Source organism: Pectobacterium nicotianae, from assembly GCF_023272715.1.
Lineage (GTDB): Bacteria > Pseudomonadota > Gammaproteobacteria > Enterobacterales > Enterobacteriaceae > Pectobacterium > Pectobacterium brasiliense.
Map to the genome: position 1 here is coordinate 1,185,137 of NZ_CP096821.1, position 12,465 is coordinate 1,197,601.

Annotated in this window: 10 protein-coding genes; 2 read left to right on the top strand and 8 right to left on the bottom strand. The window is 55.0% G+C overall.

Annotation, left to right across the window (positions count from 1 at the left end; translation table 11 throughout):
• The 8 genes from panC to thpR all read right to left on the bottom strand — a co-directional run bounded on the left by panC (nucleotide 1) and on the right by thpR (nucleotide 7,220).
• Nucleotides 1-855 carry a pantoate--beta-alanine ligase gene (gene panC, locus MYB54_RS05250; protein WP_248721597.1) on the bottom strand — a complete coding sequence of 285 codons (855 nt, stop codon included), beginning with the start codon at nucleotides 853-855 and terminating at the stop codon, nucleotides 1-3.
• Between the two features lie 171 nt (nucleotides 856-1,026).
• Nucleotides 1,027-1,824 carry a 3-methyl-2-oxobutanoate hydroxymethyltransferase gene (gene panB, locus MYB54_RS05255; protein ID WP_119872181.1) on the bottom strand — a complete coding sequence of 266 codons (798 nt, stop codon included), beginning with the start codon at nucleotides 1,822-1,824 and terminating at the stop codon, nucleotides 1,027-1,029.
• Between the two features lie 107 nt (nucleotides 1,825-1,931).
• Nucleotides 1,932-2,492: a 2-amino-4-hydroxy-6-hydroxymethyldihydropteridine diphosphokinase gene (folK, locus tag MYB54_RS05260; protein WP_248721598.1), complete on the bottom strand. Its 561-nt coding sequence runs from the start codon at nucleotides 2,490-2,492 to the stop codon at nucleotides 1,932-1,934.
• Nucleotides 2,489-3,901 carry a polynucleotide adenylyltransferase PcnB gene (pcnB, locus tag MYB54_RS05265; protein ID WP_203450564.1) on the bottom strand — a complete coding sequence of 471 codons (1,413 nt, stop codon included), beginning with the start codon at nucleotides 3,899-3,901 and terminating at the stop codon, nucleotides 2,489-2,491. The genes folK and pcnB overlap by 4 nt, the downstream gene beginning before the upstream one ends.
• A gap of 139 nt (nucleotides 3,902-4,040) precedes the next feature.
• On the bottom strand, nucleotides 4,041-4,973 hold the full coding sequence (gene gluQRS, locus MYB54_RS05270) for a tRNA glutamyl-Q(34) synthetase GluQRS (RefSeq protein WP_248721599.1): 933 nt from the start codon (nucleotides 4,971-4,973) through the stop codon (nucleotides 4,041-4,043).
• Between the two features lie 128 nt (nucleotides 4,974-5,101).
• Complete coding sequence (gene dksA / locus MYB54_RS05275) at nucleotides 5,102-5,557, bottom strand: RNA polymerase-binding protein DksA (RefSeq protein WP_005969032.1); 456 nt, start codon at nucleotides 5,555-5,557, stop codon at nucleotides 5,102-5,104.
• Between the two features lie 266 nt (nucleotides 5,558-5,823).
• Entirely contained in the window at nucleotides 5,824-6,528 is a 705-nt protein-coding gene (gene sfsA, locus MYB54_RS05280; RefSeq protein WP_014916279.1) for a DNA/RNA nuclease SfsA, read from the bottom strand.
• A 161-nt stretch (nucleotides 6,529-6,689) separates the two neighbouring features.
• Complete coding sequence (gene thpR / locus MYB54_RS05285; protein ID WP_248721600.1) at nucleotides 6,690-7,220, bottom strand: RNA 2',3'-cyclic phosphodiesterase; 531 nt, start codon at nucleotides 7,218-7,220, stop codon at nucleotides 6,690-6,692.
• Nucleotides 7,221-7,312: 92 nt separating this feature from the next.
• On the opposite strand from thpR, the gene hrpB reads away from it, so the two are divergent.
• The gene (gene hrpB / locus MYB54_RS05290) at nucleotides 7,313-9,775 is read left to right on the top strand and encodes an ATP-dependent helicase HrpB (protein ID WP_248721601.1); all 2,463 of its coding nucleotides are present in this window, start codon (nucleotides 7,313-7,315) and stop codon (nucleotides 9,773-9,775) included.
• A gap of 102 nt (nucleotides 9,776-9,877) precedes the next feature.
• Entirely contained in the window at nucleotides 9,878-12,358 is a 2,481-nt protein-coding gene (gene mrcB / locus MYB54_RS05295; RefSeq protein WP_039523475.1) for a bifunctional glycosyl transferase/transpeptidase, read from the top strand.
• Nucleotides 12,359-12,465 lie beyond the last annotated feature (107 nt).

Here is a 12,465-nt window from a genome sequence, read left to right on the forward strand (position 1 = left end):
TCATACAGTCAAATCGACCTGGTGGTTATCAATCAATCTGGCCTTGCCTAACCAGGCAGCCATCAAAATCACTGCACGCGTGCTGGCCGCGCTCAGTGGTTGCAGCGTATCTGCATCGCGGATAAACAGTTCATCAGGCGTAAAGCCCGCTTCACGCAGCTTGTCTGCCGCCTGCTCCAGCAAGGTGTCTATCTGGCGATCGCCGTTGTCCAACTGTGTCGCCATGTCCATCATCACCTGATGAACATACGGCGCCCGCTGGCGTTCTTCCGCACTGAGATAGCCATTACGCGAACTCAATGCCAAACCGTCTTTGGCACGCACGGTAGGGACACCAATAATATCAATGCCATAGCCCATATCGCGGACAAGCTGCCGAATCAGCGCTAGCTGCTGGTAATCTTTCTCACCGAAGCAGGCGACATCCGGTTGTACCATATTGAACAACTTACTGACGATGGTCGCAACGCCCCGAAAATGACCGGGACGGCTGGCACCTTCCAACATGGAAGACAGGCCGGGCACATCGACAAACGTTTGCGACTCCAGTCCATTGGGGTATATCACATCCGGGCTCGGTGCGAAAACCAGATCGGCACCGCGGCGATTCAATTTCTCGCAGTCTTCCTGCAACGTCCGGGGGTAGCGGGCTAAATCATCTGGCCGCTCAAACTGCATAGGATTGACAAAAACGCTGACAATAACGATATCAGCACGCGCTCTGGCTTCATCGACCAGTGTCATGTGCCCGTCATGCAAATTACCCATGGTGGGAACTAAAGCAATGCGTTTCCCTTCCTGACGCCAGCGACGAACCTCGCGGCGCAGCAGCAGAGGGGTTTCGATTATTAACACGCTCGTACTCCTAAAAAATATACCCGTCATACTTCAAGCTGCATGTGCGTTGGCTACGTTCACTCACCCGAATCACTTACTCAAGTAAGCTCATCGGGATTCTTTCTCTTGCCGCCTTCCTGCAACTCGAATTATTTAGGGTATAAGTCCGATTAACGGAATGCTCGTTTTTTAATGAAATGAATGTTCTTCGGCTGGGTAGAGACCCTGTTCGACTTCTTGTGCATACAGGCGTACAGCCGCGCGGATATCACCACCGCTTTGCGCCAGAAAATTCTTGGCAAACTTAGGCGTCTTGTCGCCGGTAATGCCGAAGGCATCATGCATGACCAGAATCTGCCCGTCTGTCACGTTGCCAGCGCCAATACCGATCACTGGAATCGACAAGGCGTCTGTTACGCGCTTGGCCAGCGCGACAGGCACGCATTCCAGCACGAGCAGCTGTGCGCCCGCTTCTTCAAGCGCAAGCGCATCGGCCAGTAGCTGATTGGCATCGCTTTCGCTACGGCCCTGAATTTTATAGCCGCCGAAGATATTAACGGACTGCGGCGTCAGACCCAGATGACCGCAAACTGGCACGGCACGTTCGGTCAGCATTTTTACCGTCGGTGCAAGCCAGCTTCCGCCTTCCAGCTTCACCATATTTGCACCTGCGCGCATCAGCTCGGCGGCCTGGCTGAACGTTTGTTCTGGCGTGGCATAGGTCATAAAAGGCATATCGGAGAGAACCAGCGCCAGTGGTGCGCCACGGCGGACACACTGCGTGTGGTAAACGATATCGTGTGTGGTCACGGGCAATGTGGAATCGTGACCCTGCACGGTCATTCCCAGTGAGTCACCCACCAGCATCACGCGGATGCCTTGCTCGAAAAACAAGCGAGAGAAACTGGCGTCGTAAGCGGTAATCGTAGCGAATTTTCGCTGATCTTGTTTCCATTGGCGCAAGTGGGAGATAGTCGTCGGTTTCATGACGGTCTTCCTATGTCAATAGGGCGAAGAATTGAGGGGGACATTCTAATGTAAGCTGACGTGTAGCGATATACCCGCCGCGCTTCAAGTTACAGATGGGGGGATGATTAGTGGCAGAATGTTCCGGTCAGCTTCTCGTCATCATACGGTTCAGTATCCCGCTGTGTATTATCCCACTCTTTATTATCCCATAGTGTCAAACCATTGCGGTCGACATGGCTTAACCTCTGGGCGAGGGTTTCGCCGTCGGGGAATATCAGCTCAGGGGCGATTTCTGCGAGCGGGTAGAGCATGAATTCACGATTCTTCATGTCGTAATGCGGCACGGTCAGACGTTCAGTCTGGATGACGGTATCGCCAAACAGCAGAATGTCCAGATCCAACGTGCGCGGACCCCAGCGATGTTCCTTGCGTTCGCGACCTTGTTCCAGCTCGATAGCCTGTGTGTGATCCAGCAGCGATTCGGCCGCTAATGTGGTTTCCAGTTCAACGACGGCGTTGAGGTAATCTGGTTGATCCTGCGGGCCAAGCGGACGGCTACGATAAAATGAGGAGCAGCAAACGACGCGAGTGTGTGGAATCGCGTCCAGCGCAGACAATGCTGCGCGCACCTGTTGCAAAGGCTGGGCAAGATTGCTGCCCAGCGCCAGATACACACGGATCGTCATGCTTGATCTCTGCGTGCCGCAGTCGGTTTACGCGGTCGACGAGGACGGGAACGACGGTGTGGTGTCGGGCCATCATCCAGCGATTTCAGCATGTTTTGCTGACGCGGCGGTGCGGCAACCTGGAATTCTCCCCACCACTGAGCCAGGCGCAGCAGCTCCTGATGGTTTTCGATTTCGGCACGCAGGCAAAGCAGGTCATACGCGGCGCGGAATTTAGGGTGTTCCATCAGCTTATAAGCGCGTTTACCCTGACGACGAGACAGACGCGTTTGCAACTGCCAAATATCACGAACTAAAGACGTAATGCGCTTAGGAATGGCCAGAGAACGGCACTGTTCATCCAGTACATCGTTCATCGCCAGCGAGAAGGCATCGAAGTAGGCCAGACCGCTTTCCTGAGCCAGCTTTTGTGCATGCTCAACCAGCGGATACCACAGCATAGCGGAAAACAAAAACGCCGGATTGACTCGCATGTCATTTTGCAGGCGCTGATCGGTATTTTTCAGCACCTGTGCAACCATGCGCTCCAATGTGGAATCGCCGTTTGGTGTGAAGTAGCGACTCAGCAGCGGGAAAAGCGGCTGGAACAGCTGGTATTCACACAGCATTTTATAGGTTGGATAGCCATAGCCCGATTGAAGCAGCTTCAGCGACTCTTCAAACATGCGCGCCGCAGGAATATCGTGCAGCAATGAGGCCAGACGAGGAATCGGCTCAGCGGTTTCCGGGCTGACCGTCATGTTCAGCTTGGCGGCGAAACGGACGGCGCGCAACATACGCACCGGGTCTTCACGGTAGCGTGTTTCAGGATCGCCAATCATACGGATGACGCCCTGACGCAGATCGTTCAGGCCATCGGTATAGTCACGTACGCTGAAATCAGAAATGCTGTAGTAGAGGCTGTTGATCGAGAAATCGCGGCGTTGGGCGTCTTCTTCAACGGAACCAAAAATATTGTCGCGTAACAGCATGCCGCTTTGGGCCTGCTGAGAGGAGTTTTTGATTTCTTGCTGTTCCTGATGCTGTTCGTGGTGACCACGGAACGTGGCAACTTCAATCACCTCTGGCCCGAACATGATGTGGGCGAGACGGAAACGACGCCCGACCAAACGACAGTTGCGGAATAATTTGCGCACCTGATCGGGTGTGGCGTTAGTGGTGATATCAAAATCTTTCGGCTTTTTGCCCAGCAGCAGATCGCGTACGCCGCCGCCAACCAGATAAGCCTCGTAGCCCGCTTTGTTCAGGCGATAAAGTACTTTCAGCGCGTTATCGCTGATATCGCTGCGTGAAATAGTATGTTGGTCACGCGGAATCACCGTCAGATGCTGGCGCGGTTCCTCTGATTCGACCATTTCGTTCTCACGATTCAGTACCTTACGACAAAAATTAGCAACTCGGGAAAAGATAATACACCTCGATAGTGATGGATAAATCAACGGCACAGCAAAAAATTTCTGGGAAACGTTTTTGACGTCGACCCAGCGACGGCCTGCAAATGTGACGGCCAAAGAGAGTGCGTCACTAAAAATAGCGGCTAATCATAGCTCACCAATGCCCCTTTGAGAATGCCGATGTGATCGCGGACGGGTTTATTGCCGCCTGTAACGGAACAACATCAAGGGACCAGTGCGCGACAGACCAGGCCAGAAGTGAGGAAAGCGTCATCTCCTGACCGTTCTCCGGCAGCGGTTGGTTCAAGAACTGCAGTGCAGCCAGCAGCACGGGACGTGGATCGCTATTCGGCAGTGCTGGTGCATGATTCTGCTTGGAAAGTTTATTGCCCTCGGTATTCAGCACCAGCGGCAGATGAACATAGGTAGGGATCGCGTAGCCCAACTGCTGATAGAGCGAAATTTGTCGCACTGTCGGCTCGATCAGATCGGCGCCGCGCACGATCTCCGTAATCCCCTGATCGTTATCGTCGATCACGACGGCCAGATTATAGGCAAACAGCCCATCGCGGCGGTGGATAATAAAATCTTCCTGCGCGAGTGCCGTGTCGGCATACAGCTCGCCACGCAATTTATCGTGAAAATGAAATACCGGCGTTGTCTGGCGCAGGCGTAGCGCGGCGTTATCGGAGGGCAGGTTACGCGTCCGGCAATAACCGTCATAGTGTCCACCTAGCTGCTGAATACGGCTACGCGTACAGGTGCAGTAGTAGCTCATTCCCAGCTGTCGAAGCTGCTGAAGGATCTCGCGGTAACGCGCATGCCGCTGTGACTGGTACATCACCTCGCCGTCCCAATACAAGCCGTAATGTTCTAATTGTGCAAGGATGCGGGAGGCTGCGCCGGGAATTTCCCGTGGCGGGTCGATGTCTTCAATGCGTACCAGCCAGCGCCCTTGTTGGGAACGCGCTTGCAGATAACTACCTAGTGCGGCGATCAGTGAGCCAAAATGCAGGTCACCAGAAGGAGAGGGAGCAAAACGCCCGACGTAACGATGCGTTTCGGTGAAGCCAATTGTTCCAGACATAAGAGGTTGATGCTATCTCGTCAGCGCTTTATCCAGACAGAAGATAGAGTGATGAACATCATTCATCAGCGGTAGCGTTCCTGGAGTCGGCCCCCGCGACGGGCAGGAGCCGATTCTGGACAGGAAAATTAGCCTGCCATTTGCTTTTCGCGTATCTCTGCCAGCGTTTTGCAGTCGATACACAAATCGGCGGTCGGACGTGCTTCCAGACGGCGGATGCCAATCTCGACGCCACAGGATTCACAGAATCCAAAATCCTCATCTTCGATTTTCACCAGCGTTTTGGCGATTTTCTTGATCAGCTTGCGCTCACGGTCACGGTTACGCAGTTCGAGACTGAACTCTTCTTCCTGCGCTGCGCGATCCACGGGATCCGGGAAATTAGCGGCTTCATCGCGCATGTGCGATACCGTACGATCCACTTCATCCATGAGTTGGTTGCGCCATGCTTCAAGAATACGCTTGAAATGAGCCAGCTGAGCGTCGTTCATATACTCTTCGCCCGGCTTCTCCTGGTACGGCTCTACTCCGGCAATTGCGAGAATGCTCAGAGAAGATGTCTTACGGTTTTGCCCTTCTTGCATGTTGCTTCTCCTACATAACACGACACGCATAATACCCTTTTATGCAGTGAAATTGCGGCGTTGTTGGCCATAACTTCAGCTATCTGGGTATATCGGCCCCAAAGGGGGAAAAAACAGGCCGCTATAAATAGCAGATGAAGATGGGGTTGGCAATGCTTCCTGACACCGGCCTGATAAAGTGTGAGGAACAACCTGCTTACATTAAATAATAAACAATGTGTTACGCCTTTAGTGGTACGTTCGGCGTGTTATGCAATGCTTGTACGTCATCCCAACAACGGTAGCTTATGCGTCAATGTAATACCGTCAGGGCATAATGTGGAGCCGTAACATAAAATTTCAACCCCTGCCCGTTGTGCTTCTGTAAATAATTCCGCATAGCGTGGATCAATATGCCGGGCGGGAGAAACCTGCTGAATACCTGAATGGAGCACGGCGAAAAAAAGGACTGCGCGTTTTCCATTGGCAACCATTTGTTGCAGTTCACGCAGATGCTTTTGCCCTCTGAGTGTCACCGCATCGGGAAAGTAACCACATTCATGTTGCAATAATGTGACAGATTTCACCTCAATATAGCAGTCAATCCTGTCCGGCGCCTGTAAAAGCAGGTCGACTCGGCTATTTTCCGTACCGTATTTTACTTCCGTTTTTACGTCCGGGTAGCCTGCCAGCTCTTCTATGCGATTCTCCAATAAGGCTTCGTACAATAATGTGTTGGCACGCAGAGTATTGACACAAATCCAGTGATTTTGTTGCGTTTCAGTCAGTTCCCAACTCTGGGCATACTTACGCTTAGGGTTATCCGATGTGGAGTACCAGACAGTATCGCCCGGTGTTGCACAGCCCGTCATCGCACCGGTATTCGCACAGTGCAGCGTAAGCGTCTCGCCTTCCGGGGTCACGACATCGGCCAAAAAGCGTTTGTAACGTTTAATCAACCGGGCAGGTTGTAAACGTGGGGTATAGTTCATGCGTATCCTGTTTTGTTCGTTTATACCCGTCATACTTCAAGCTGCTTGTGCGTTGGCTGCCCTTACTTACCTCAGTCACTTACCTGTGTAAGCTCCTGGGGGTTCGCTCGGTTGCCGCCTTCATGCAACTCGAATTATTTAGGGTATATCTAACTATTCTCTTATTTAATAAATGACCAGCTTTCCAGCTGTTGATAGCGGGTTTTGCCGTTGTCGAAAAGTGACTCGTAAAGCGAAAAGTGCGTCATGTCGACTTGCCAGCTAAAGGTGGCGGGGGGAATCGCAACCGGGCGAGTCGCGCCGCGCAATAGCGTAATGTGCGGGTGAAACGGTAATGCCGTTTGATAGCAGCCGTTGCGCGCCGCCTGAGAACGCAGCAGTTCCGCCAACTGTAACAGCCCGCGCGGTGCACGGCGGCAGCCCAGCCAGACCACGCCAGGGCGCGGCCAGTGTCCGGCGTCATTCAGCGTAAGGGAAAAGGCGGGCTGACGGATGCGGCCTGCCAGCGTTTGCAAAACCTGCGCTTTTTGCTCGCTGACATCGCCTAAAAACGCCAGCGTCAGATGAAGATTGGCCGCCGCGACCGGACGACCGGCTTCCAGAGGGAAGTGCTCGGCACGCCAGCGGAGAATCTCTTGCTGTGTGGTTTCCGGCAGTGATAAGGCAAAAAACAGGCGGCGTGTGGCTGACATGGCGATCTCTCTGTTCTGATTCCATCAGATGCTACATTCATCCAGATGCTACAATGCTCGCCGCTGAAAGTTAACTTTATACGGAGATGTCTGTGATTTTACCGCCCGTCAGCGCTGTGCTGGATGATGTCATAACGGCGCTACATACCGCGCCTCAGGTGCTGCTTAATGCGCCAACAGGGGCGGGGAAATCGACCTGGCTGCCGTTGCAATTGCTGCAACAGGGCAATGTGAACGGGCGCATCATCATGCTGGAACCGCGCCGTCTGGCGGCGAAGAGCGTGGCCTGGCGGCTGGCGCAGCAGCTCGGTGAAGAACCGGGACAGACGATAGGTTATCGCATGCGGTCGGAAAGCCGCGTGAGTGACGCAACGAAGCTGGAAGTCGTCACCGAAGGGATGCTGACTCGCCTGCTGCAACAGGATGCGGAACTGCAAGGCGTGGCGCTGATTATCCTTGATGAGTTTCACGAGCGCAGCGTGCAGGCTGATTTGGCATTGGCGCTGCTGCTTGATGTGCAGCAAGGGCTGCGTGACGATTTAAAACTGCTGATTATGTCCGCGACGCTCGACAATGCGCGGCTGGCGGCGCTGCTGCCGGAAGCCGTCTGCGTGGTTTCCGAAGGTCGTAGCTATCCGGTAGAACGGTGTTATGCGCCGCTGAATAATCAGGAGCGTTTAGAAGAGGGCGTTGCGCGTCAGGTGCGGCGTTTGCTCAGTGAAGAAGACGGTTCGCTGCTGCTTTTTTTGCCCGGTGTTGCGGAGATTCGCCGCGTGCAGGCGCTGCTGGAAAATAGCGTATCGAGCGAGACGGATCTCTGCCCTTTATATGGTGCGTTGACGTTGGCGGAGCAGCAAAAGGCGATTCTGCCCGCGGAGCCGGGTCGTCGTAAGGTGGTGTTAGCCACCAATATTGCTGAAACCAGCCTGACAATTGAAGGAATCCGGCTGGTGATGGATAGCGGCCTTGAGCGCGTCGCCAGCTTTGATGTGAAAAGCGGCGTCACGCGACTGGTGACGCAGCGAGTCAGTCAGGCGTCGATGGTGCAGCGAGCCGGGCGTGCCGGACGTTTAAGCCCCGGTATTTGCTGGCATCTGTGCTCACGTGAACAGGCAGAACGCGCAGCGGCGCAAAGCGAAGCCGAAATACTGAACAGTGATTTAAGCAGCGTCTGGCTGGATTTATTACAGTGGGGCTGTACCGATGTGGCGCAATTAACCTGGCTAGATACGCCACCCGCTCCTGCGCTTTATGCCGCACGCCAGCTGCTACGCCAGCTTGGTATTACCGATGAACAGGATCGGTTGACCGCCGAGGGGCGGAAGATCGCCACGTTAGGCTGCGATGCCCGACTGGCGACGATGCTGTATGCCGCGTCACAGAAAGGTTCAGATGCATTGGCAACTGCCGGATGTCTGGCGGCGATCCTCGAAGAACCGCCGCGTAGCGGATCGATTAATCTGGCTGACTGGCTGCATCGTCCATTGCCACACTGGTTGCGGCGGGCAAAGCAGCTGACGCGCCGTTTATCGACGGCTTCGGGACAAATTGATATCGGAGAAGCTGACTGGCTGCTGGCACAGGCTTTCCCCGACCGCATCGCCCGGCGGCGCAGTCAGGATGGACGTTACCAGCTTGCTAACGGCAGCGGCGCGATGATGTCGGCTGATGAGGCGCTGTCGGGTACTGAGTGGCTGCTGGCTCCGGCGCTCTTACAGAACGATCGATTAGTGCAAAACAAGCAAAGCGCGGAGGCGCGGATCCTGCTGGCGTTGCCGCTGGATATTGAGCGCCTGGAACGGCGGCTACCCGGACTAATAAATGAACATAACGTGGTGCACTGGGACGAAGAAAAGGGTACTCTGCGCGCCAGCCAGCGTGACCAGATAGGTTGCCTGACCCTGCGAACACGCCCGCTGAACAAGCCTTCCGATGAAGCACTGCAGCAGGCGCTGTTATCCTGGATTCGGGAACAGGGGATTGATGCATTAAACTGGGACGCCACGGCGTTGCAGCTACGCGCGCGGCTACAGTGTGCTCACCAGTGGTTGCCGGAGCTTGACTGGCCGCGAGTGGATGATGAAGCGCTGCTGGCAACGCTGGACATCTGGCTACAGCCGTCACTTGTCGGCGTGCGTGATTTACGGGCGCTGCATCAGATCAATTTGAGCGATGCGCTATTGCGGCTGCTGGACTGGTCGCTGCGCCAACGGCTGGATAGCGCGCTGCCTACGCACTACACGGTACCTGGCGGCAGTCGCTTGCCTATCGCCTATTATGACGATAAGCCTCCGGTACTGTCGGTGCGGATGCAGGAAATGTTCGGTGAGCAGCAGAGCCCGCTGCTGGCGGAAGGTCGGGTGGCGCTGGTATTGGAACTTTTATCACCCGCACAGCGTCCACTACAAATTACGCGGGATTTAGCGGCATTCTGGCAAGGCACGTACCGCGAGGTGCAAAAAGAGATGAAGGGGCGTTACCCCAAGCATGTCTGGCCGGACGATCCGGCGAATACGGCTCCGACGAGACGTACCAAGAAATATCAGAACCACTAATTTCAGACGTTTCCGCTTTCGCAAACAAGGGGCTGGAAACAGAGTAGGCGGCTTGAGCGCAGAGCAGATAGCCGTGAACAACCTGATGGAGAAGTGATTGTAATGTCTCGGGATGACCGCGAACCTATCGGACGCAAAGGGAGAGCGCCAAAACGTAAGCCTGAACGCAAGCAGGCGATACGACGTCGCAGGGATGACGACTATGATGATGAAGATTATGACGATTATCAGGACGACTATGACGACGATGATGATTACGACGGCGATGACACCATGACGCGTAAACCGCAGAGAAGACGTCGCTGGCTGGGGCTGGCGATTAAGCTGTTCCTGATCTTTGCCGTGGCGATGGCGATCTATGGTGTGTACCTCGACAGCCAGATCCGTAGCCGTATTGAAGGCAAAGTCTGGCAGTTGCCGGCCGCTGTCTATGGCCGCATGGTCAACCTTGAGCCGGGCATGGCCTACAGCCAGAAAGAGATGATCAGCCTGCTGGAAGGCATGCAATACCGTCAGGTGAGCCGCATTACCCGTCCGGGTGAATTCAGCGTGCGTGGCAACAGCATCGATATGCTGCGCCGTCCGTTTGATTTCCCCGATGGGAAAGAAGGGCAGATTCAGGCGCGGCTGACGTTTGCCAACGATCGCCTGTCGCAGATCCAGAATCTGGACAACCAGCGTAACTTCGGCTTTTTCCGCCTCGATCCGAAGCTGATCACCATGATGCAATCGCCGAATGGCGAACAGCGTTTGTTTGTGCCGCGTGCCGGTTTCCCCGATCTGCTGGTTGATACACTGGTCGCGACCGAAGACCGCCACTTTTACGAACACGATGGCATCAGCCTGTACTCCATTGGTCGTGCGTTCTTAGCGAACATCACGGCGGGGCGCGCGGTTCAGGGCGGCAGTACGCTGACGCAGCAGCTGGTTAAGAACCTGTTCCTGACTAACGAGCGTTCGCTGTGGCGTAAAGCTAACGAAGCCTATATGGCGCTGATCATGGATTATCGCTACAGCAAGGATCGCATCCTTGAACTGTATCTGAACGAAGTGTATCTCGGTCAAAGCGGTAACGATCAGATCCGCGGCTTCCCGCTTGCCAGCCTGTATTACTTTGGCCGCCCGGTGAATGAACTGAGCCTCGATCAGCAGGCGCTGCTGGTGGGGATGGTGAAAGGGGCGTCGTTGTATAACCCATGGCGCAACCCGCAGATTACGTTGGAACGACGCAATCTGGTGCTGCGTCTGTTGCAGAATCAGCAGGTTATTGATGCCGATCTGTACAACATGCTGAGCGCGCGTCCGCTGGGCGTACAGCCGAAAGGTGGCGTCATCAGCCCGCAGCCGGCGTTTATGCAATTGGTGCGTCAGGAACTGCAACAGCGGCTTGGCGACAAGGTTAACGATCTCTCTGGCGTGAAGATCTTTACCACGCTCGACCCGGTCTCGCAGGATGCGGCGGAAAAAGCGGTGGAAGTTGGAGTTCCGGCACTGCGTGCAGGGCGTAACGTCAGCGATCTGGAAGCGGCGATGGTGATTGTCGATCGCTTCAGCGGCGAAGTCCGCGCGATGGTTGGCGGTTCTCAAACGCAGTACGCCGGGTTTAACCGTGCGCTACAGGCGCGTCGTCCCGTCGGGTCGTTGGCGAAGCCGCCAACCTACCTGACCGCGCTGAGCCAGCCGGACACCTATCGTCTGAATACCTGGTTGGCGGATGAACCGCTGTCGATCAAACAGTCTAACGGACAACTGTGGCAGCCGAAGAACTACGATCGTGAGTTCCGTGGCCGCGTCATGCTGGTCGATGCGCTGGCGAACTCGCTGAACGTCCCGACCGTCAATCTGGGTATGGCCGTGGGGCTGAATCAGATTACGGAAACGTTGAAGCGTTTAGGGATCCCGGAAAACGTGATTCAGCCTGTACCGGCGATGCTGCTGGGTGCGATCAGCCTGACACCGATGGAAGTGGCGCAGGAATACCAGACGATCGCCAGCGGCGGCAACCGCGCTCCGCTTTCCTCGCTGCGTTCGGTGATTGCTGAAGACGGTACGGTGTTGTACCAGAGCTTCCCGCAGGCGGAACGCGCGGTTCCGGCGCAGGCGGCTTATCTGACGCTGTATGGCATGCAACAGGTTGTCGAACGTGGTACGTCGCGTTCGCTGGCGGTGAAATTCCCGAATTATCATCTGGCGGCGAAAACCGGTACCACCAATGACCTGCGTGACAGCTGGTTTGCTGGGATCGACGGTAAAGAAGTGGCGATTAGCTGGGTAGGGCGCGATAACAACGGTCCGGCCAAGTTGACTGGGGCGAACGGTGCGCTGACGATTTATCGTCGCTATCTGGAAAACCAAACGCCGCTGCCGTTAATGCTAACGCCGCCGGAAGGCATTACGACCATGACGGTGGATGCTAGTGGTAACTTTATCTGCAACGGCAGCAGCGCCGGACGCGTACTGCCGGTCTGGACGGATAATCCGCAGGCACTGTGTCAGGCGAGCCAGCCACAGCCTTCAGCGCAGCAGGACCAGCAAAACGGAGAAGGTGTCGCTGATTGGATCAAACAAATGTTTGGTCAATAAATTCTTCTCACTGCCCCGGTTAATCTATTGTCTCTTATAGACAAAGACAGGGGCATCACGTGTTTTTTTGTCGTTATCCGGCGTAAAAAATTATGCTGAGGAGATAG